Genomic DNA, 22,658 nt, shown 5'->3' on the forward strand with positions numbered 1-22,658 from the left:
TAAAGGTACAAAATAGGAGGTTGAGAAGTTCTTATTCTATTTTGGGTTTATTAAATAACAATTGCCACCAAGCTACAGTTCTGCCTAATGCCTCTGTAAATGCTTCTTTACGTTTGCTTGTAGTAATCACGTTAATCCATCTTATTTTTAGCAATAAAATAGTGATTGCATTCCATTTTAGTCTTGCTTTTAGGGACGGTTTAGGATGTTTTACTCGCCAAACATACCACCCATTGCGCACTACCATTTTACCATACACATACTTATTGGGTCTTCCGGCGGCATCATGATGATGTTCTAATTGTGCCCCTGTGTTTACGTAAAGTGTTCCTGCATTAGAGAGTCTTAATGTAAAATCTGCATCTTCATATAATCCATAGCCTTCAAAATATTCTGAAAATTTATGCGTTTCTAGCGTCTCCTTCCTATAGGATGCAACGCCCCCCATAAATTGTTCTGCAGGGTATGTTTTGTCCGTAGGAGGTAAAAAAGATACACTGCGGCCGTGAGAAAATTCTGGCATATGCGCAGGCGGTTTATTTGAATCTAAACCTAATTTTTTGCGCAGTACAAAACGAGCTCCATCAGATCGTACCCATCCATCATAAGCAAACTGATTGGCATTTATCTTTTCTCCAACTGCTAGTTTTCTCCAGGTGACTTCATTTGTAATATAGCCTCCCACACCTAAAGCGTCAGGATACTGGTCGTAAGTTGCAATAAGTTCTTTAAAATAGTCCCTAGAAACAATCGTGTCATCATCTAAAAAAAAAACAATATCCATCGCAGCACCTACGCTGTTTATTCCAAAATTTCGTTGTTTAGTGAGCCCTCTATCTGCTTCAGAAACTTTAAAGTATTGCAAATTGCTATACTTTTTCTCATTGAGAATAGCTGCTGTAGCGTTATCTAAAGAGCCATCAATAATTAATATTTCAGAAGGAATTACAGCCCCTTTAAAAACGGAGTCCAACAAGGTCACCAATGGTTTTGGACGCAGGTAAGTACAGATGATTAGAGAAGTATTGCTAGTCATTTTGTTCCATTAGTTTTAAGGCCCATTTTTTACTCGTTGCATAAGATTTATTCATTTTTTTTAAATAGCTAATTGGGTTTTTTACTTTTTGCGACTTATATACTTTTACAAATAGCATAAACCTATAACTGTTTAGCTGAGTAGCAGTGAAATGTTTTATTTTGTAGAGCATAACCGTTGGGGAAGGTTTTGGTTTTGGGTCTTCAACATCCCATAAAAAATTGTGCTTTTGTCTAAATCCTCCAACAGGTGCTTTAAGATGGAGAAGTTGAATACTTGGCACATATAATATATCTGTACCATTGTTACGCAGCTGCATTCCAAAATCACCATCCTCGCCATATCCAAATTCAAAACCCATATTAAATTTCAAATTTTTAATTTTTTCCGAAAGTACAAGACTTGTGTTGGATCCAAAGCCTAGCCACTGTATAATGTGCTCAACACGCTCCTTTTCATTCTTTTGAAGACAACTCAAGGTGATCGCCGAAAAACGGTTTGAATGGACTACCGCCATTGCGTTTTCAAGTACATTCTCAGGAATCCTAATATCATCATCTGCAAAAAAAACCCATGTAGACTTAATCTTAGTCAGGGCAATATTTCTAGCATTACAAGCACCGGTTTGATGGATAAAAGTATGGTCTATTTTAAATGGCCAAAACTCGTCGTTAAGGTAAGCTAATTGAGAAACCGAATTTGGTTCTGGGTTTTGTTCTACAATAATTACTCGCTCGGGGATTAAATTTTGATGCTTGAGATCTACCAGTACGTTATATAAGTAGGAACTCCTTCCCATTGTGGGTATGACTACATCTATTGAATCTTTATTATTGAACTTAAAACCTTTATCAATAGGATTATACTTGAGATCTCTTTTTTTAGTAACCAGCGCCAATAATATATAATGAAATGTAAAACGCTTATCAAATAACAACTGTTGAAAAGCCAATAAAAACAACCATCTTTTTTTATAGCTTTGTCGTACAAATTGAAATAAGCCCTTAGTACTTATACAATTAGAAATCGCCTGTATTTCTGTCAATGGTAACAGTAATCCAGGGGAAGAGTAACATAATAATCCTTGTGCCATTGCTGACTTTGCAACTGTGTTTAAATAATAAATAAAAGGTTGAGTAAGAGGTAATGGTGATATCATCGAGTTGAAAACACTACTCCTTGCACATCCTACAATAGCACTCATTAACCAAGTGGCATATTTTACATTTTTATTGACGTTTATAAATAACGTATCCTCTACATACCCAATGTCCTTTGACATATAGTTTAGCCCAGGATTAAATGACAGTAAATTATTGTCTGGAATATCATTTTTTCTGAAGTATTCTAGATTCAAACTAGAGCGATATTGCTTTTCAACCCATACTATTAAATCATTCGGGTACTCTTTTGCCAGTTGAAAAATAGCAGCTAACACGCCATTATCGTTAATCCCAGCAACAGGAATAGATTGATTTTCTATTTGGACTACTCGATTATTATGATGGGTTATGAGTATCATTGGACAGATTCCTTAATTATTTTTTGATAAAAATCAACCGAACTTATAGCGACTTTACTTCTATCATATTTCAATTCTGCCGCTTCTCTTGCTGCAGCTCCAAATGCACTGTTTTTTTCTGAATCTAATAAGAGTTTGACCACGCTATTGGCAAAACTATCGTGATTTGTAGGATGCACAAGAAATCCGTTTTTACCATCGGCAATCATTTCTTTAGCCCAACCCACATTAGAAGCCACGATGGCCTTTTTCATTGCCATTGCCTCTATCCAAGAAACTGGAAGTGCCTCTGCAAAAGTGGGAAATATACAAACCGATGCTTTTTCTATGTGCGCCTTCATATCATCATAAGCTACTTTACCTAAATAACTGACACGCGCTGCTGCGCTTTCTGAAAACAAAGGCTGCATTAAGGACCAAGTAGACGCGCTTCCTGTTTTTATATCGCCACTATCAGACCCAATTAAAACTAAGGTAGCATCTGGCACGAGCGCTATAATTTTATTAAAAATTAATGGGAGTTCTAACATCCCCTTTTTGCGTATCAAGGTTCCGAAATATAGGATGGTTTTTGCATCATTTTTCACCATACTAGGGGCAAACAGATCAAGGTCAAGTCCATTTGGGATCACCGTTATATTTCTTTCTGAATCAAATAATTGATTACTAAGTTTTCCAGTAAAAGCACTTACTGAGATGATACCATCTGCAGAAATAAAAGCCCGTTGCTCATGGTATTTATTGCGCCTTTTTACTTTTCGATTATCTAAATGACAAAAATAAGTGTCACTGCCGTGCAATCGCAATACCAGCGGACACGCTGTTTTTATTCTTGAAGTAAACCCTGTCCAATCTGGCGCTTCGACAATAGCTATTTTTCCAGCATCGTACAAGGCATCAATACGTCTCTCCACTTTTCTTTGAGTAAGATACCGCGATAGCCCTTTTACCTTGATGTTTTTAATCACATAAAATGTAATTCCATTTTCAGTAAAAACTTGATCTTTGTTTTGCCCATAAATTAATATGGTAACGGTATGCCCAAGACCAACTAGTCCCTGTGCTAGATGAACAAGACTACTCCCTATACCTCCTGAAGGCCCAAAACTGGGATGCGGATATTCTGGGGTTAGGAAGGCGATGTTCATTTTATTCAATCAGTTTAAAATGATTATTCACCATATAATCAATCGTGAATTCATTCTCAATAGCGGTTCTCGTATTTATGGTAATGCCTTGCTTGCCTTCATACAATCTTTCTATAATCCCTTTAAGCGCTTTTGTGTCTTTAGCCGTAAAAATATAACCATTCTCTCCCGCGGTAACCGCTTCTTCATTACCCCCTACTGGTGTAGTAATCACTGGAACATTTGCTGCCAGACTTTCTAAAATTGAAAGGCTAAAACATTCCATATACGTAGGTTGGATCATATAATCATAGGCAGCATAGGTCGTATGCAATGTTGGGCTATTCCCCATAAACTGAAATACGTGATGCAATTCTTTCTCCGTAACCATCGATTCTAACTGCGATTTATAAGGCCCGTCTCCATAAATGTCTATGGTTAATTCCTTGGTGATTTCAGAAGAAAGTAAACTCACGGCGGTAATTAAATCTTGGATTCCTTTAGATTCCCGAAGATGCGATGCCACAAGAAATCTAGGGTTTAATTTTTTCCGATCCTTTTGAATCAGGATATGATCTATAATAACGCCATTATAAATGGTCTTGCATTTATTAGCGATGTGTTTACCAAAATCCTTTTGCATCTCAAAGACAGTATACTGTGAAACCCCAATAAAAACATCTATAAATGTACTGTAAAGCCGTCCTTTTAACTTTTTTAGTATCCCTTTAGTTCTTGAATATCCTTCTAAGGGTCGAGGATTGTGATCAACTGCTATTATTTTTGATCTCGTTTTAATTTTTGCTTCTCGAAAAAACGGGGTACATAACTCTAAAAAATGAGTGATGACTAGATCATATTTGGGCTTATTTTTCTTGAGATAAGACAGAAAGGTTAATTCTATAGAAGCATTATCTTCTGTTGCAATAATGTGAAAATTAGCATAGTCATTGTGGTTTGACACATTCGGGAAAAACCAATCAATTTTGACTCCTTCATCCTTGCATTTTTTCTGAAATGCCCAAAAGAAATGATCCATCCCCCCTATTCTTTCTGGAAGGAGTTTATAATCACAGAGTATGGCTATTTTTTTATTCACGTGCTGTTTTTAATGCAGCTATAATTCGTTGGCTAGTACCTTTAAGTGGCTTGCCTATTTGCAACTTTAATAATGCTTTTTGTTCCTCCAATCTTGATAGAGGGTTTTCTAAGCTAAAGTTAATTTCATTAACTAAAGCAACTTCATCTCTTGGGATTGTAACGGCCCCAATAGCAACAACGCGCTCATAATGTCCATACTTTAAGTATTTACCATCGTTATATAACCCATTTGTCGGGGTGCCAAAAACAGGATTCACAACGGGCTTATCAAACAACATAAAATCTAACCCCATAGTAGAACACATGTTTACATTAAGATCACAATACATTAACAGAGAACGCAGCGTTCTTAAATCTTCACTTTCTGGCACCCGTTGCGACCAAGGCTCAGGATGATTTTCTCGTGTAAGTGTCCACTGCGGGAAATTCCATATAATAGCGGGATATTGTTCTTTTATATCAGAAAATCTAACCCCATCTTCTGCTGGGCTTGTTCGAACAATAAAATTAACTGGTTCAATTTTTCTTTGATCAATTGCCTTTGCTATTACTTCGACATATAAAGAATCATTTTTACTAGTAGAAACATCACCACAACTGTAGCAAATAGTTTTTAAATTCGGATTTATATTAAATCGTGCTTCAAAACTCGTTTTTTCAACAAAATAGGTATCTAAAACATAGGGTTCAAACTGTGGAGTACCAACAACCGAAACCTTTATATTTTTAGTTTCAGGGTAAAAATAGTGCAACTCTTCCTTCATTAAATCACTCCAAACAACATAAGAATCAAATGGTGCTGCCATCCTCCCCTTAGATGGCAAATTATCCCAACTAAAAATAAACGAACAGGTTTTAATGTTTAGCTTTTTTGCCATTGCGTCCAAAGGTGCAAGGTATGGTGGACGCTGATGCGTAAAAAACAAGACATCTGGTTTTGTTTCTTTTAATAGTTGATAATACGCTATTGAAACAGGGTTTTTAGAAAAACTCTGTTTCTGCTTTTTATAGAAATGATTAATGTTTTTCTCTGAATTAAATAACGATGTCCAGATAAATGCAAAACGCGTGAGCCAAGAACGTTTACTATACGTGGTGGCTCTATTTTTTTCAAGATTCATCGCAATCCCATAAAACTTCTTTTTATGTTTTTGCATATGTGCGACTTCTTTTAACTTTCTATACAACCAAGTTAACTTTCCTTCTTTAAAAACAGGAAGTTCAATCACTTCACAAGTATCAGAAATATAGGCTGAAAAAACTTCGGCCGGCAGCCCAGAATAAATAGTGAGCTTTTCAAAGGCCTCACTAGCCTTTATGCAAAAATCACTCAAGACGAAGTTTCGATACCCCACTCCATCAACAATTACAATACCTAAATTTTTCACCCCCATTTATATAGCAATTTTTTAATCACAAATTCTTCTGTTTGTTGCATCGAGTCAATTGTAGCCCCTGCAATGTGAGGCGTTATTATAGCATTTATATGAGACTGAGCATATTTTAACAAGATACTTTTTTCTCGTTCTTCTTTTATTAATTCTTGATTCAAAACATCTACTGCTACGCCTCCTATGTGGCCATCAATTAAGGACGCTACCAGAGCAACTTCGTCTATAATTTCACCCCTTGACGTGTTAATAATCAAACTCCCTTTTTTTAATTTGGATAATTTTTCCGCATTTAAAAAATGAGTGGTTTTGTCATTTAACGGAATGTGTACTGTTAAAACATCAATGGATGCTAAAAAACCAGTCAAGTCTTCTGTTTGATTGGGCAAGTTGTTAAGCTCGTTATCTATATCATAAAAGCTATAGGTCATATCAAAAGCTTCAGCATACCTTGCAATTTGTTTCCCTACTCTTCCAAAACCCAGAATACCTAATTTTAAGTTGGTTAGGTTGCGCCCAATAAAAGCATCTCGATTCCATAAACCATTAATTACATGTTTATTGGCTTGTGGTATATGTCTTACTAGTGCTAATAACAAACCCCAGGTATGTTCTGCGGTGGAAGGAATACTTTTTAGGTATTCTGTTTCTCCTTTTAAAGAGATAATTTCAATACCCATAGAAGAGGCTGTCTCCGCGTCTATGTGATTTAAACCTGTTGTAGGTGTCACTATATATTTAAGATTTTGTGCAAGCTTTAAAAACTTAGCATTTACTACATGTTGCAATCTTAGAATTAAAACATCGGCATCTGCACACGTTTCCATTAATTGACTATGAGAAAAAGGGCCTAAGATGACGTCTCCTATTTGTTTTAACATATTTAAACCATACGGAGAAAAACGACTTGGTTCAGCGATAACTATTTTTGTTCTTCTTTTTTCCATAAGGGCATTAAATATTTTAAAAGAACAATGTCTTGTTGGGTGTCTATGTTAGCAGACCAAGCCGCGTCCATAATATAAGCTCCTTTATTAATAGGCATTAATGTTCTCTCTTTCTTGAGCGATTCGGTTTTTACAAGATAAATACAACCATTTCGGATGTAATGTAATGGTAGCTCCTGTCTTCTGGTTGTTTCTAAAGATGGGTGCAATGCACTTAATTTATTATGATCTATTTTATACATTCTGGCGGGATGATGGTCTCCTACAGGGATAACACTTACTACTCCATCTACATTTAGATTTAATAGCATCTCAATGCTTTCATCAATGTCAGAACTTTTTCTCAATGGTGCTGTAGGTTGTAATAACATAATCGCATCATACGGTTCCTCTTTCTCCTCTAATTTTCTCAAAATAGCTAATACCGTATCTAGTACATTTGATGTATCTGAGGCTAATGTTTCTTCTCTAATATGCACTTTAACACCCATTTCCTCTGCTATTTTTACAATTTTAGGGTCGTCTGTACTTACAATAACATTTGAAATCAATTTACTTCTTAAGGCGCTTTCTACAGCATACTGTACCAATGGCTTTCCATCAATAACCATGGTGTTTTTACCCGGAACTCCTTTGCTGCCGCCTCGTGCTGGTATGATGCCAAGCACTCTCATTAATAAGTGATTGTTTTATGAAACCTAAGTTCAATAGTAGCTAGTATGTCTGCTATCTGTTTTCCGCTTTCTCCAGTACCATAGATGGTTTCTTGTTGCTTGCGTGGTGATCCTAGCTGTGAGGTAATTGCATTTTTTATTGCATCTTCTGTATACATCACATCAATAACGTTACTTCCGCGCAGTCGTCTATTTTGTCGGGTTCCGATGTTTACCACCGGCACACCTAAATAAGAGCATTCTCTAATCCCTACGCTACTGTTCCCTATCAAACAACTACTGTTTTTAAGTAATTTTAAAAAATCTAGGGGTTCCATGTTTTTGAAAAAATGGATGTGTTTAAGATGATGATGTTCCCGATAGGAACGAATTCCACTTGACGTGCCATCTGCTCCTGCATCTACATTAGGCCAAAACCAAAAGGCAGGCACTTTGAGAGCATCTATTACCCGCAATGTTTTTAATACATCCTCTCTGGCAGATGCATACTCGGTAGTCACCGGATGTTGCATCACCACGAGATATCCTTTTTTATGATCAAACTGCTGCCCTACGCCGCCATATTTCTTAAAAGGATCAAAATCTAATGATGGATTGTTTGCCACCTCAGCAGCAAGATCAATCGAGGGACAACCCGTATTGTAAACATAGTTGGGATCTTCTCCCATTTTTATAACGCGCTGTTTGGCGTCTTCACTCGTCACGAAATGTATGTCTGCTAATTTGGTATTTGCATGGCGTACCTTCTCATCAATGTTCCCCGTTACTTCTCCTCCCTGTAAATGAATTAGTGGAATGTTTTGATACGCAGCTGCAATAGAAGCCGCAATGGTTTCAAAGCGGTCTGCAATGGTTAATACGGCATCTGGCTGCAAATTATAGAACACATTTGCAAGTTCCATGACTCCTAGTCCAGTCGTTTTTGCCATCGCAGTTTTGTTTTCTCCTTCAAGGACCATAAAAACTTTTTCGGCAATGGTAAAACCATCACGTTCTATAAAATCTACTGCGTTGCCATAGCGATCTAACAATGCAGATCCAGCCACGACTAATTGAAGCTCCAGCGCTGGATGGTCTTTTATTGCTTGCAATGCCGTTTTTACCCTACTATAGGAAGGTCTCGCGGTTATCACTGCACATATTTTTCTTTTAGCATCCATTTATTATAGGGCGTCTTGTGTCAAGAAATCCCATTGTGAGAGTTCTTTGGTTAGTTCTTTTCCTAAAACACTTTGAAATTGTGCAGCATCAATGCCATAGCTTTTCGGTTTTTTTGCTTCTAAATCTTTAAAGGTAAGAATATGACCTTTTTGTAAGTCTTTGTTTACCGCTAAAGATTTTTCAAAAACCTGTTTTAAGTCTTTAAACTGGCTGTTGTCATTTTTATCAATAGGATGATGCGATGCCTTTGCAATCGCTCTAATGGAGTGCACCATTTTTGGTATTTCTGAAATTTCAATTGATGAAGAAGCGTCCGGTCCAAAATCACTGTGACTAAACACCACGTGAAACTCTAAGATTTCTGCGCCTAAAGCAGCTGCAGCTATACAGGTAGCAGAATCTGCAGAATGGTCTGAAAAACCTATGGGCACTTGATATCTTTCTTTTAATTCTGAAATGACATTTAATCCATACTGTGTGGGTAGCGTTGGATAACTCGTTGTGCATTGTAAAATGGAATAGTCTACTTTTTTCTTTTTCAAAAAGGATACCGTTTGATCTAATTCTGCAAAAGAACTCATCCCTGAAGAGACAATGATGGGCTTTCCAGTTTTCGCCATTTTCTCGAGCAACAAAAAGTTGTTTACTTCGCCAGAGCCCACCTTATAGCGTGCTACTCCAATTTCTTCTAACAAGTCTACCGCTGCATTACTAAAGGGCGACGACATAAATTCTAGCCCTGCTTTTTCACAACGTATTTTTATTTCCTTCCATTGCACTTTGGTGAATTCCATTCGTTTCCAATAGTCAAAACGGGTCGCATCTTGATCACTAAATTTTATTCTGAATGGCTCATGAATGCTACTTTCTGCCGCAGCTATATGCGTTTGAAATTTTATAGCATCAATCCCTATTCCCGCTAAAGCATCAATATAGTCATAGACTTTTTGAAGACTACCGTTGTGGGCCTGTGCTATTTCTGCTATGATAAAGGGATTGTTCATGTATTGCAATTTACCTATTTTCTTTAAAATCAATATTCTCTTTAGCCATCTTTGCTTGGTTATTAGTAATTACTTATTATTTTCACCAAAACCAGAAGACACTGCGCTTCCCTAATCCGTACTATTTATTGCAGCTATTTTCACGCCTAAATCAAAAAAAACAGGGTTTCTACCCTCAATAGAATCTTGCACGGCTTTAAAAGGATCATCATTAAATATTGGATTTGCGTGAATCTTGTTAAGAGTAAAACCACGTTTAAGAAGTACTCTTTTAAAAGTTGACTTTAGTCTCTTAATCATACGATATTTTTTAAAACCCTGGACTTTGAGCATTATTAAACAAATCTATAGTGTTTTTCGACACCGTTTTCCTGTATTTAAAAATAAGAGGCATTTTGACAAACAAGGAACCAATCGCCCTAAAATATTGGAGAAAATAACGAACGTCCATCAAGGCATATTTTTTAAAATTATGATAAAATAGCTTTAAAATTTTTGGAAAAGGGTTTTTATAATACATACAATAGAAAAGTGCCCCATTATGCAGTTGCCTTCTAAATCTAAAATAATTTCGACCCAATTTTTTTCTTTCAGCTATATCAACCCGGTGATGAACAGCAATCTCGTTGGTGAATTTAATAGTGTAACCTGCCTCCATGATTTCTAGAGACAAGCACATTTCTTCGCCATAAATATCCATCCATACTGGAAAGCCATTTGTCTTATCATATACTTCTTTTCGCACCACAAAACCACAGCCAATAAACTCATTTGCTTTAAACGAAATAGGAGGTTCATTAAGTATTTCAATTTTTTCTTCTTCTGAAACGAATACTCGTTTTACTTCTCTAAAGGATAATAAGCCTATGCTATCATCACTAAATAATCTTTCTATGCTATTTATAAAATCAACATGTATGGGATGTGCATCATCATCCAGACCCAATAAATATTTTCCAGAGGCGTATTTATATAAGGCGTTTCGCGCTCCAGAAGCCCCTATACTAGCAGTTACTGAATGCCATTGCACGGCTGGATATCTATCAATCAATTGCGATGATTGATCTGTACAACCGTCTAAAAAAACTAAAAATTCATCCTGAGAAGGATCAATTAAAGAAAGAACAATTTCGATTGTTTTCTTTAATTCTTCGCACCTATTTTTAGTGACAATCAGTATGGAAACACGCTTATTCACAATCAAATATTTTTGACATTTGTTTATTAAAATATTCTGGAGAAATGTACTTCAATAAATCTGGTCGCTCAAGACTAAGGTTATTGTTCACTTTCCAAGCTGCATAAAGTTCCATAAATATTTCTGAAATAGCTATCACATCACCCGCCTCGCAAGAATACCGATAGGTTTCTCCAAGAAGACGCCTTGTCTCACTTTTTTTAGGCCCCAAATGTACAATAGGTTTATCTTCTGAAATATAATGAGGGAATTTACCAGGTAAAAAAGGGCTGATTTCTGAAATAGCTTCTAATATTAATAAAACCGACACCTTTTTTTGAAGCACTTGAACTTCGTTATAGTTTATATACCCATCACTTTTATATACTTGTGGCAACCGTTTGCAAATTTTAGTGAGTTTTGGTTCGTGTGCTTGTGAAGCACCTATTAATAGTAATTGACTATTTTTTGCAGCTCCTTTCGTTTTTTCAATAAACTTTTGAAACCCCTCTATAAGCGGAAAAGGATTGCGATGATCTAGCAAAGAGCCAGCATGCATAATGCTAAACTTCTGGACCTCTAAATAATCTGGAATCGCTACCGCTTTTAATTTGGTATTAATGTTTTGATGCGGTAAAATAATACCCGTCTTTAAAAAGTTAGGGAAATATTGTCCCATCCATTCTTTCAATAATAAACTTGGAAATCCTGAGAATGCAGCTTTTTCTGAAACGGCTCTAAAGAATGCTTCTTTTTGCTCGTATCCGGCCTCGATCCAATGATAAGGAGGTGGATATAAATGAAACGGGTAGGGATCGTGCACGTATGCAAGCCACTTGGCATGTAAGTCTGGCAGTAAAAGTAATGCCGCATGAGTTCTAAAACTAGCTGCCTTACTCAGTGTAATGACTAGGTTAAAATCACCTCGCATTTTTTTAACAGCTGCAACCATACTATTGGCATCATTTTTAAATGTAAATGAGAACCCAAATTTATTTTCTAGTGGTACAGAAAAGTTTTTACCTGTGAGTCGCTGAAGCACACGTTGTAACCTACTTAACCAATAAAAAGGATCTGTTTTAAGTTCTTTAATTAGGGTGGTAGATGCGCCCTTAATATGGACTATTTTATGTGAAAAATGTAAAACCGCTACCTCATGATCATTATGAACTAGTGCGTTGACAAATCCCATATTTGCCTTACCCGCACTACTAGCGTTAACATCAATGGTTTCTGCAAGAACGAGAATTTTTTTTGACACGATTATTTTATCTCTTTGAAAATGTGTGTTATTATTTGTTTTGCAGAGGTTCCATCTCTGCAGGGGTTCTTCATATTCTTAAAGCGACTTAAATCACTTAATATTCCCAAAGTCTTTGCTACAATGGTTTCTGTATTTGTGCCCACTAAAAATGATACACCTGCATCGATCTCTTCAATACGCTCCATAGTATCTTTATTGACAAGAACCGGCACATTAAGGGTGGGCTTCATCAAATCAAGTACTTGAATCTAACATTTCTCTATGCTGGTCAGTAACACATAATTTAGAAGGTATCTTTTGATTGGTTCATTCTTGACAAATAGGTGCCATCTTAATAACTTCTGGTCGCGTTCCAAAACAAACTAGAATTTCCCAAAGGATAGGTTGTTTAGTGATTCTTTTTGTTCTTCAAATATATCTTAATTAATGGACTAAAACTATAATAAAACCACGCTTTGCATTTTGATTTTACCCCTATTGACGATTGACTCATTAAGTGTTTATTTATAGATACCTCCTTTAATAACACGCTCTCCCAAGCAAAATATTTTTGAAGTTTTGCACTTAACAATCCAAGATCATTTAAATATGTGATTACTAATTTACTCGCAGCTACTTTGGCTTTTTTACGGTTTGGATTCCCGCTAAAAAATTCTCCTGTATTAGATGCTAGGTGTTTTCTATTATAATACAATACTGCATCGGTAATAATTCCTCTGGGAAAATTAATTAATATCCTAGTATAACACTCCCATTCTTCTGCATACTGGAGCATATCATTAAAACGAATGTTCTTAAAATTAGAAGCTTTCCATAAAACGGTGCAAGAGGCAAAACCCATAGTCCCCGTAATCAAATCTTCGTAGGTAGAAGGTGTCGCTATATGCGTTGTATAAGAATCAATTTTAGGCAAATCTGCGACCTCTTTAATGTCAATAAAAGATTGCTTTACATAATGCAAATAATGGATTGTAGGGTTTACTTTGAAAACTGCCAAACCAATTTCTAAATTTTGTGGATGGATAATATCATCATCATCAAAGAAAACGATATGGTTTCCTTTAACTAAATCTAAACCATAATTTCTACAACCTGACAATCCTTTTTCATATCTGCTTGGTCTCTTTAAAAAACTAAACCTTAAATCTTGACTTAGCAAAGGCGCTATTATCTCTTTTGTATTATCGGTTCCTCCATCATCTATTATGATGCACTCCCAAGCGTTAATGGTTTGGGCTTGAATAGACTTTAAAGACTCATAAATAAAATGAGCCCTATTAAAGGTTGCCATTATAATTGTGACTTGTGGACTCAAATTCATTTTATTAGAGACTTTATCCACCGGATCGGCTTTAAAACGGTATGACCAATTTTAAAATCTAATCTCTCCGTATTTTTAACTTTCTCTCTTTCTTCTCTTTCTAATTTATTTAAAAGATGTGTTATGAACACCTCAAAATTATCTTTAAAAACAGCAGCGTGCTTCATATAAATATACTTCAGTAAGTCATATTTAACTTTATTTGCCTTGGATGTTGTCGAATCGTTTCTTAAACGATAATTATATAATGGTTCTTGGAGAACCGCTGCCGTTCCACCATCCATTAAAACCCTAATAAAAAACTCCCAATCTTCTAATCCTAATCTCATTTCCTCATCATAACCACCAGAGGATGACCAATCTGTTTTTTTAAACATTGATGTTCCTAATGCATCGTTAGCATACAAAAAATTAGCAATTGTCCCACCTTTAGGCTCAAAAACAGTACTCGTCCCATCCTCATAAATTAGATTTGCGCAACAAGTAACAATTTTAACTGAATCGTTCGATAAAAATATCGAAATTGCTTTCTCACAAAATGTTGGTTCAAAATAATCATCACTATCCAACACCAAAATATAATTCCCTTTTGCATATCTAATACCAACATTTCTAGCGGTACTTTGCCCCTGGTTATTTTGGGTTATTAATGTTGTGATATTTGGTTCCAGCTTTTTTAAAACTGTTTTAGTTTTTCTATTAGACCCATCATCTACAACAATTACTTCAATATTAGAATAAGTTTGGTTTAATGCAGAATTTACGCACTGCTCAATGTATTGCTCATCATTATAACAAGGTATAATTATTGAAACCAAAAGATTACTATTCATTGTATTGTGTGTCACCAATAGATATTATTAAATCACCCTAATGAATAAAAATTTAGTTCAATAAAGATTGTAGAATATAGTATTTTTACTTTAGCTTTTATTAAAAAAGGACTAAAATCAAATCTATTAAATAATAAACTCATTTCAAAGGTGAACATTAAATAATATGGAAATCAATTATATCCTTTTAGCACATAGAAGCCCAAAACAAATTAAACTGCTGGTTAACAAACTAGACACACCAAATTGTAATTTTTATGTTCACATAGACAAGGGTGCTAATCAAAGCCCATTTATTGATGCTCTTCTTCATAAATCAAATGTTTTTTTTCTTCCCGATTCTTTAAGAGAGTTTGGTACTTGGGGAGATATTGGAATTGTTAAAGCCACCTTAAATGCACTCTCCACAATTGTGGAAGATCATAGAAATGGTTATTGTATTTTACTAAGCGGACAAGATTACCCGTTAAAAAATAATCGAGAAATAGGGGCTTTTTTTAAAAACCATTATGGAGAGAATTTCATCTCTATATTTTCGCTCCCCTATCAAAATGGCTGGGGTAACGACGGAGGCTTAAATCGCTTAAATCAATATAAAATAAACCTATCCAATAATAGATTAGATTTTATCCAGCTCCCGTCTATTTTTGAAATAAATTTCTACAGAAAAGAAAACCTATACAAGCTATACAAACTGGCAAAAAGCAAACGGTATTCTTCTTTACTAAAACCCTTAAAAAGAAGACGTTTCCCCTCTTCAATGAAGCCTTATGGAGGTAGTCAATGGTGGGCATTCCCCATTGAAACGATACATCAAATTTTAAAATTTATTGATGCTAATCCTAATTACACAAAGTACCATAAGAACTCTCTTTTACCAGATGAACTTTTTTTTCACAGTATACTAATGCACTTAAAAGAAAAAAATAGTTCCGTAATTATTAAGCCTAGTATTACCTATGTAAACTGGACCCGTAAAAACACATCATTACCCGTTACATTTACCGCAGACGATATTGACGAACTTAAGGAGCAAGGAGCAAAAAACAAGCTTTTTGCTAGAAAGTTCAATATTGAAGAAGACAGAGAAATTTTAAATTTAATAGACGAATTACTTTTAAAAGACCAAAACTAAATCACCCTCCTTTAGCCATTTTTAAAACAAAGTCTCCTTTTTTAGTTGAAAAAGCACTGGCTATTGCTAAGTAAAAATAAAACATTGACTTAAGACCAAAACTATTCTTTACTTCTTTCGCTGTATAAACCAAATACTTAGAAAAGACGCTATAGCAAGCTAATTGAAAGCAATGATTCATTAAACCAAAAATCAATTCTTTTTTAATATTATAAGAAACTCTATCGTGTAAATCTTTGTAAGTAAGTATTTTAATTTCTAATAATTGCCTGTGAAAGGTAACCTTGTCCTTATTCATTTCGTCTTGTATTGAATTGGAGTGAAGCCTTCTTTTAGTAAGCACTTTATCAATATAAACACCAGAAGTAGTTTCTAAAAGCATCATACAGAAATAGTAATAATCCTGCCATGATTTCATTAATTCATGATAGCTTATTTTCTCTGCAATACCTCTTACTAGCAAGACATCGTAGGTATACCAATGTATCTTTCTTTGAATAAAATCTTCAAAAGTAATACCATAGGCCATCTTCGTATATTTATAAGCAGGAAATGTTTTTTCGTGATTAAAATTGGCTGTTTGTGCCACAACAAAATCACAATCATTATTTATAAAAGTGTTTATTTTAGTAGATATGTGATCAGAAACCATCAAATCATCACTATCAAACCATTGAATATAATCACCTTTACTAACTTCAAATCCAAAATTTCTACATGCATTTCCACCTTTGGTTCTTTCAATGGGTCGATGATAATATTGAAACCTCGAATCTTTTAAGATATATGAACTTATAATTTCATCAGTATTGTCTGTTGAACCATCATCTACAATTATACATTCCCAATTTTTATATGTTTGTAATAAAATACTGTCTAAAGTTTCAATAATTAGGCTCGCGCGATTATAAGTAGGTATTATGATAGAGACTAGCGGGTTCATTTAATCTAAGTTTTTCAAACGTATGGTGAAACATCAAAAAGAAATTCGTTGGATAAGCACGTATATCTTTTATGGCTTTTGACTTCTCCAGCTAAAGTTAGATGCCAATCTTCAACAATTTGTTTTTCTTCTATTCTATAACTGTCATCCAAAAATATAGTATAATTAACCGCTAACTTTTCTTTTAAAAAAGGTACCGCTGAATAACGGGCGAAAGGTGTAATATCCCCAAATGGACCATCTACAATTACCAAATCTACCGTATTAATATTTTTAAAGACTTCCTCCAATATAGCAGTATCATACCATATTTTTTGAGTCTCTTTAGCATACTTTCTGGGAACCTCTTTAATTGAAGAAATAACTATTTTGACATATGCTTCCAATTTTAAATTTTGAAGTATTCTAGTTAATTCTGCTCCCCAATCTGAATTGTCCTCAATACTAATAAAATTAGCCTTAATATTATTAATCTTTAGTAGTTGAGCGATACAAATTGTAGAAAAACCCGAGCCAAATTCTATAATATTTGTTCTGTTATTGATTACGATATCATTACAAATATGTATAACTTCTTTAGGACTAATGGACCAATTTGTAATAGGAATAAAAATATTATTGTCAAACATTTTAAGCAACTGATTATAGGCCATTTGATCTTGACTATAATTATAGTTTAATTCTGCTTTATTTTCTAATTTGCTAATGATAGCAACAATTTTATTTTTGATTTTATCAATCATCATTATAGATTCGTTTTTCCAAACATTTTTAATACTTCTAATCGAACATTTTACCTTATAAAACGAATAGCACGCTGTCAAATTTTTACTCTGAGTGCAGGGCTCGCTAATAATTTTTTTTTACTAAACTTTAAATATTGATGTTCCTAATGCATCGTTAGAATGTATAAAATTCGCCCTTTATTTTATTGTCATATTATTTTATATTAAACAGCTTAAGCAACTTTTTGTTTTCTAATTCGAACGAACAACAGCAACCCTATCTTCTTTGCTTGGATATGGTTAATTCAATCCAGGTTCTATCCACTCCTCCATAAATAAAAATGACCAACGCAAAGCAATAAAAACAAAAGCCGATGGATTAGTGTGCCTGTTTATGAAAGTGCCTTTTTATATAGTTGATATCCTTTCCCTGTATATCGAACCCCTTTTACAGCTGCATAATAATAACGTGCTGACTTGGGGCTTTTTACTATTTTAATATGTTTTACTATTTCATTAAAAAATGGAATATCCTGCTTTTTTTGAGCCAATCGATAACTAAAGCTAATAATAGAATTCACAAGATATAACTTAGACTTATCATCACCAATAGTAGTAATATCTTCTAATAATAAAAATTTATTCTCAACAGTGCGTTTATGGTACGCATCCTGGTCTATTGCCATCATTTTTGACACATTAGACTGTATGGACTCGGCATGAACGCGTCTTTTAGACAAAATTTTAGTAATAAAAGCACCCTTGGTGGTGGTACATAGATATCTGGAAATAAAATTATATTCTTGACCACTTTTAAGCAATTCATTAAAACCTAAGCTAGCAATACTAGCTTTTGTTGCCATAAAGTCATTCGTAATACAGTTGATGTGCTGGGTAATAAAATTAAAGGCGTTTATGTCTTTACCTTTATTACTTACTTCATAAATAGGGGTTTCTTTCTGATCTCCATCCCAATCTACAGCGTTCGATATTACAAAATCATAAGAGCCTTTTAATAAAACTGACACCTTCTGTTCCAAGAAAGTAGGCAGCATATAATCATCACTGTCAAACCAATTAATTAACGTCCCTTTACTCATTTCTAGACCATAATTTCGGCAGGCATTGGCTCCTTTGGGACGCTCTTTTGGACGATGATACAAAGAGATTCGCGAATCGCTATCACAATATTGCTTTATTAAAATTTCCGAAGCATCTGTACTCCCATCGTCTACGATGATACATTCCCAATGTGTGTAGGTCTGCGCCAATATTGCGTTTAGCGTCTCTACAATCAAATGCGCTCTATTGTATGTGGGTATAATTATGGACACTAGTGGATTATACATTATAACTATTTTTATTATTATACATACCTAATACTCTAGCATAATTACCGAATATCGAAATATATAAATTTTGCCAATAAAAATTTTTATCATTGAAAAACTTGACAATGAATCTTGGTGCATATTTAAAAGTTATTTTAAAAAACTCCGTAACAACTAAAAATAAAGTGCTGTAATGATTTTCCGACAAAAGAATATCCCTATTTTGTTTGTAAACATGGCCAACATGCCAAGAGGGTTTCATTTTATTTTTAGAAACCAAGTGATCTATTCCTAAATGAGGGTCAAAAGCTATTGTATAACCTTTCACTCGCATAGCATATTGTGCATTGTCCTCTTCACCGTAACCAATTTTCGTCCCACTCATTCCAAAATTTGGATCAAAACCTCCAATGGCTTGAAGTACTTTTTTCTTACAGATAAAATTACCACCAGATAAATATCCTGAATGTATAATTTCTCGTCTTTCGCTCATCTTCTTTTTTGTGCCAAAATCTGCCGCTAACCATTTAGGCTTTTTTGTCTCATAGTATGCATAATACATACCACCAAAACAATCATAGTCACATTCACTTGCAGTTTGAACTAATCGATCCACATAATTATTATGCGCTATACCATCATCATCTAAATAAGCAACGTAGTAACCCTTTGCACTGCTATAAGCTTTATTCCGAGCGTAAGATAGTCCTTGTTTTTCTTCGACAATACGACTTATAGGCGTCCCTAATTTAGAAAACGAGGCACAAACAGCCGCAGTTTCATCCTTAGAATTATTATCAACTACCAAGACATCAATTTCTGGATACTTTTTTACTCCATCTAACAAACTCTCTAAACAAAGCCTCAAGTAATGGGCTCTATTATAAGTGCAAATAGCAATCGTTATGGCAGGTGTCTTTTTACTCACTACTCTTTATTTGGTTTTAAAAAACGTTCTCCTTTGCCTGTAAAAGCATACAGATACATCCCAAATTTCCATCTATTAAAAATACCCTTTTCTAAAGAGACAGCACCTACTATATGCGTTTTGCTTTGCTTTAAAAGGCTAAAAATTTGGTTGCTCGTATGGATGTTTCTGGCGATGCTTGTGGTCCTAAAAAAATAATACATCTTGTTAAACAATTCTCTTTTTGAAACGATTGTCAATACGTCTTGCTGAAATTTCAAGGCCTTATACCGCGCCTTAACATTGGATAATATTTTATCGGGTGCATCTAAAACAGCATTAGACATATTTTGCTCATGCCGCAATAACTGCATTAAGGCCGTATCAATTGTACCATAAGCAGTAGAAATTGCCAAGGCCCGAATATGAAAATCGTAATCTTGAGATTGTTGTAAATCTTCATCCCACCTTAAATTATGCTCTTGGATAAAGGATTTTTTCCATAGTGCTGCACCTGTAGTCCAAAATATAGAAAACTGAACATAATCATTTAAAGGATCTTTGGAAGTAATAGCCTCCGCTCTAAGTCCAAAAGATTTCTGCTGTACGGCATCATAGCGTTCTGTTTGGCAAATGCTATAAAAATAATTTGACTCAGTTAATTGAGCCACTTGTTGCGCTAATTTTAAAGGGAGCATGAGATCATCACTATCAAACCAATTGATATAGGCCCCCTTGCTTTGTTCAAACCCAAAATTCCTGCAGGCATTCGCCCCTTTTTGACTAGTAGACGGACGCTCGTGCCATTGAAAGCGAGCGTCTTTTTTAATCCATTGCGCTACCACCTTTTTTGAAGTATCACCAGAGCCATCATCTACCACAAGACATTCCCAATTAGCATAGGTTTGCTTGTATATTGAGTCTAACACATCAGAGAGCATTTCTGCACGGTTAAAAGTTGGGATGATAATGGATATCAATGGATTCATTTTAAAACAATTTGATTCTAAATACCCTTCACCGCAGCTAGTAAAGTTGCATCAAGATTATTTATGTGTCGCCCAATTGAATAATTCTCTGTGATATTAATTTTACCCAGAGCGCCTAATTTTTTAGCATCATCAATATTATCCAATAAGGTTAACATATTTTTCGCCATCCCCTCAACATCGTGTTCTTGCGATAACAGACCTGTTTTTTTGTTAACGACAACATCCATAATTCCAGCATGGGTGGTAGAAATTACAGGAATACCAGACGCACTCGCTTCTAAAACTGCCAGCGGTGTACCTTCCATATCTCCATTTGCAGCTCTAATTGAATGCTGTACAAAAGCCAAAGATTCCTTAAGCAAACCTATGAATTCTTCTGGTTTTATGATGCCTAACAACTTAATATTGTCCTCCAAACCATAATGATTGATAAGGTTTTGGCAACTATTTAATAATACGCCTTCTCCAGCTAACAATAATTTTGCGTTGGGATGTTTTTCAATGACTTCCTTGAAAGCTAATATGGTATAATAAGGTGCTTTCTTGTCTGTAAAGCGGCCTATTCCAATAAACTGTTTTTTACTAAATTGTGGTTCAACGTTCACAAACTCATTCCGAGGGCCATATACGTTATATACTAGTTTTTTTTTAGGACAACCAAGCTCCAATAACATGGATTCCATTTTTCTGGATACCGCAATTATCTTATTCGCGTAAACAAATACTTCGCTATAACTATTACATTTTGCTATCACATCATACATACTAGCGTCATAGCCGTGAAAGTGAACTACCAATGGCAAGTTTATTTCTTTTATAAAGGGCAAAATATGATGTGCATGTGTTCCATATTCAGCCAAGACAACATCTATCTTATTATCTAACAATGATTTTACTATTGGATGGTCCTTAGGGTTGCTCTTAGGTTTAAAAAAGATAGAAGCCATCTTTCCAATCATCCTTTCCAACAATCCTTTGGAAGGTCTTTTCAATGGAGGAAAACCTTCTAACTTTATGTGAGCTCCTTTACCATAATAATAAAACACCTTTCCATTAAGATGTTCCTTATGTGCCTGAATAAAAGTTTCCGAATATGGATTCTGGCTCGGTGTGAATATGGCAATGTTCAATGGATCCATTTTTTAAATTTATATTTCAGATATTCGATTAGAAACATAGCTTTTTTGAAATAATTTTTATGAAATGTATAAAAATCGATCGAAACCAAATCAATTGTTTCGTGTAAAATAAACCAATTGAACCTTAATTCGGTATCCTTTACAATATTTTTTATATTAAGAGCTTTTTTTACATAGCCCCTTATTACTCTCTCTTCTTTAAGTCTTTTTTTTTGCGCCTCAATCGTTTTATGATTTCTGGTAATATTTTTATGGTTTCTGAAATAGTTAAGAGGAGTTTTAATAAAATAAATTTTTGATCTTACACAAAGTTTTATCCAAAACAACCAATCACCGCACATTCTCATGCCTAATATGTCCTTTGAAAAGGTGTCTGCATCCACTAAATCTCTTTTAAAAAGAACCGCACTTGCATTTGGAATAACATTTTTTACAAGTAAATACGCTTCAATAAATTTTATTCCGTTCATCAAGAAGTCCGCATCCCAAATATTTGGATAAAACTCCTTTGTATAATGTATTCTGTTTAATAAGCTTGTTCCACGCCCATCTACATCAATTGTTTGTGTGTAGTATATCCCTATCTCAGGAGCTAATTTTTCTACTATTCTTTGAAGAAAATTAATATCACAAAAATCATCACTTTCTGCAATCCATATATATGCTCCTTTAGCAAGTTCTACTCCTTTTTCCCATTGTTTAAAAGGGCTTCCTGAATTTTCTTTATTAATAATAAAATGTGAAACTTTAGGATTGTTTTTATATTCACTAAGGATTTTAATACTATTATCTGTAGAGGCATCATCCAAAAGTAGCACTTCGAAATTTTGATAGGTTTGATTAAATACAGATTCTAATCGTTCATTTAAAAACAACTCGTGATTGTAATTCGGAACAATGATGGATATTTTAGGCTTTTTTTGCAAAT

Annotated in this window: 23 protein-coding genes; 1 reads left to right on the forward strand and 22 read right to left on the reverse strand. The window is 34.6% G+C overall.

All coding sequences use genetic code 11. From position 1 onward, the window contains the following. Positions 1-31: 31 nt before the first annotated feature. The 15 genes from ABXT67_RS00640 to ABXT67_RS00710 all read right to left on the reverse strand — a co-directional run bounded on the left by ABXT67_RS00640 (position 32) and on the right by ABXT67_RS00710 (position 14,558). The gene (locus tag ABXT67_RS00640) at positions 32-1,036 is read right to left on the reverse strand and encodes a glycosyltransferase family 2 protein (RefSeq protein ID WP_415375362.1); all 1,005 of its coding nucleotides are present in this window, start codon (positions 1,034-1,036) and stop codon (positions 32-34) included. Next, positions 1,029-2,558 (reverse strand): glycosyltransferase family 2 protein, encoded by a 1,530-nt coding sequence (locus ABXT67_RS00645; protein ID WP_415375363.1) that lies wholly within the window; start codon positions 2,556-2,558, stop codon positions 1,029-1,031. The genes ABXT67_RS00640 and ABXT67_RS00645 overlap by 8 nt, the downstream gene beginning before the upstream one ends. Then, complete coding sequence (locus tag ABXT67_RS00650) at positions 2,555-3,706, reverse strand: glycosyltransferase family 4 protein (RefSeq protein WP_415375364.1); 1,152 nt, start codon at positions 3,704-3,706, stop codon at positions 2,555-2,557. Before ABXT67_RS00650 ends, ABXT67_RS00645 begins: the two co-directional genes overlap by 4 nt. Position 3,707: 1 nt before the next feature. Next, positions 3,708-4,784, reverse strand: coding sequence for a glycosyltransferase family 4 protein (locus tag ABXT67_RS00655; RefSeq protein ID WP_415375365.1), 1,077 nt, complete (start codon positions 4,782-4,784; stop codon positions 3,708-3,710). Next, positions 4,777-6,180, reverse strand: a complete 1,404-nt coding sequence (locus ABXT67_RS00660; protein ID WP_415375366.1) for a hypothetical protein — start codon at positions 6,178-6,180, stop codon at positions 4,777-4,779. Before ABXT67_RS00660 ends, ABXT67_RS00655 begins: the two co-directional genes overlap by 8 nt. Next, entirely contained in the window at positions 6,171-7,124 is a 954-nt protein-coding gene (locus ABXT67_RS00665; protein WP_415375367.1) for an NAD(P)-dependent oxidoreductase, read from the reverse strand. The genes ABXT67_RS00660 and ABXT67_RS00665 overlap by 10 nt, the downstream gene beginning before the upstream one ends. Next, the gene (locus ABXT67_RS00670; RefSeq protein ID WP_415375368.1) at positions 7,100-7,798 is read right to left on the reverse strand and encodes a cytidylyltransferase domain-containing protein; all 699 of its coding nucleotides are present in this window, start codon (positions 7,796-7,798) and stop codon (positions 7,100-7,102) included. Before ABXT67_RS00670 ends, ABXT67_RS00665 begins: the two co-directional genes overlap by 25 nt. Beyond that, positions 7,798-8,958: a UDP-N-acetylglucosamine 2-epimerase gene (gene neuC / locus ABXT67_RS00675; RefSeq protein ID WP_415375369.1), complete on the reverse strand. Its 1,161-nt coding sequence runs from the start codon at positions 8,956-8,958 to the stop codon at positions 7,798-7,800. Before neuC ends, ABXT67_RS00670 begins: the two co-directional genes overlap by 1 nt. A 3-nt stretch (positions 8,959-8,961) precedes the next feature. Next, positions 8,962-9,963, reverse strand: a complete 1,002-nt coding sequence (locus ABXT67_RS00680; RefSeq protein WP_415375370.1) for an N-acetylneuraminate synthase family protein — start codon at positions 9,961-9,963, stop codon at positions 8,962-8,964. 111 nt (positions 9,964-10,074) lie between these two features. Then, positions 10,075-10,263, reverse strand: coding sequence for a hypothetical protein (locus ABXT67_RS00685; RefSeq protein WP_415375371.1), 189 nt, complete (start codon positions 10,261-10,263; stop codon positions 10,075-10,077). Between the two features lie 10 nt (positions 10,264-10,273). Further along, positions 10,274-11,161, reverse strand: a complete 888-nt coding sequence (locus tag ABXT67_RS00690; RefSeq protein WP_415375372.1) for a glycosyltransferase family 2 protein — start codon at positions 11,159-11,161, stop codon at positions 10,274-10,276. Beyond that, a complete protein-coding gene (locus ABXT67_RS00695; protein ID WP_415375373.1) occupies positions 11,154-12,401 on the reverse strand; it encodes a UDP-glycosyltransferase in 1,248 nt (415 codons plus the stop codon). The genes ABXT67_RS00690 and ABXT67_RS00695 overlap by 8 nt, the downstream gene beginning before the upstream one ends. A gap of 2 nt (positions 12,402-12,403) precedes the next feature. Beyond that, positions 12,404-12,634: a UDP-N-acetylglucosamine 2-epimerase gene (locus ABXT67_RS00700; protein WP_415375374.1), complete on the reverse strand. Its 231-nt coding sequence runs from the start codon at positions 12,632-12,634 to the stop codon at positions 12,404-12,406. A gap of 158 nt (positions 12,635-12,792) precedes the next feature. Then, positions 12,793-13,719, reverse strand: coding sequence for a glycosyltransferase family 2 protein (locus tag ABXT67_RS00705; protein WP_415375375.1), 927 nt, complete (start codon positions 13,717-13,719; stop codon positions 12,793-12,795). A gap of 2 nt (positions 13,720-13,721) precedes the next feature. After that, the gene (locus tag ABXT67_RS00710; RefSeq protein WP_415375376.1) at positions 13,722-14,558 is read right to left on the reverse strand and encodes a glycosyltransferase; all 837 of its coding nucleotides are present in this window, start codon (positions 14,556-14,558) and stop codon (positions 13,722-13,724) included. Between the two features lie 166 nt (positions 14,559-14,724). On the opposite strand from ABXT67_RS00710, the gene ABXT67_RS00715 reads away from it, so the two are divergent. Continuing rightward, positions 14,725-15,693, forward strand: a complete 969-nt coding sequence (locus ABXT67_RS00715) for a beta-1,6-N-acetylglucosaminyltransferase (protein WP_415375377.1) — start codon at positions 14,725-14,727, stop codon at positions 15,691-15,693. 1 nt (position 15,694) lies between these two features. Here the strand turns inward: ABXT67_RS00715 and ABXT67_RS00720 are convergent, their stop codons facing one another. The 7 genes from ABXT67_RS00720 to ABXT67_RS00750 all read right to left on the reverse strand — a co-directional run bounded on the left by ABXT67_RS00720 (position 15,695) and on the right by ABXT67_RS00750 (position 22,656). After that, the gene (locus tag ABXT67_RS00720) at positions 15,695-16,636 is read right to left on the reverse strand and encodes a glycosyltransferase family 2 protein (protein WP_415375378.1); all 942 of its coding nucleotides are present in this window, start codon (positions 16,634-16,636) and stop codon (positions 15,695-15,697) included. A 14-nt stretch (positions 16,637-16,650) separates the two neighbouring features. Further along, positions 16,651-17,382, reverse strand: a complete 732-nt coding sequence (locus tag ABXT67_RS00725) for a hypothetical protein (RefSeq protein WP_415375379.1) — start codon at positions 17,380-17,382, stop codon at positions 16,651-16,653. Between the two features lie 371 nt (positions 17,383-17,753). Continuing rightward, a complete protein-coding gene (locus tag ABXT67_RS00730; protein WP_415375380.1) occupies positions 17,754-18,710 on the reverse strand; it encodes a glycosyltransferase family 2 protein in 957 nt (318 codons plus the stop codon). Beyond that, complete coding sequence (locus tag ABXT67_RS00735) at positions 18,703-19,620, reverse strand: glycosyltransferase family 2 protein (protein ID WP_415375381.1); 918 nt, start codon at positions 19,618-19,620, stop codon at positions 18,703-18,705. The genes ABXT67_RS00730 and ABXT67_RS00735 overlap by 8 nt, the downstream gene beginning before the upstream one ends. Then, on the reverse strand, positions 19,620-20,588 hold the full coding sequence (locus ABXT67_RS00740; protein ID WP_415375382.1) for a glycosyltransferase family 2 protein: 969 nt from the start codon (positions 20,586-20,588) through the stop codon (positions 19,620-19,622). Before ABXT67_RS00740 ends, ABXT67_RS00735 begins: the two co-directional genes overlap by 1 nt. Before the next feature lie 17 nt (positions 20,589-20,605). Then, positions 20,606-21,730, reverse strand: coding sequence for a glycosyltransferase (locus ABXT67_RS00745; protein ID WP_415375383.1), 1,125 nt, complete (start codon positions 21,728-21,730; stop codon positions 20,606-20,608). Continuing rightward, complete coding sequence (locus ABXT67_RS00750; RefSeq protein WP_415375384.1) at positions 21,718-22,656, reverse strand: glycosyltransferase family 2 protein; 939 nt, start codon at positions 22,654-22,656, stop codon at positions 21,718-21,720. Before ABXT67_RS00750 ends, ABXT67_RS00745 begins: the two co-directional genes overlap by 13 nt. Positions 22,657-22,658 lie beyond the last annotated feature (2 nt).

The sequence above is a fragment of the Patiriisocius sp. Uisw_017 genome (genome assembly GCF_047731265.1).
Classification (GTDB): Bacteria; Bacteroidota; Bacteroidia; order Flavobacteriales; family Flavobacteriaceae; genus Patiriisocius.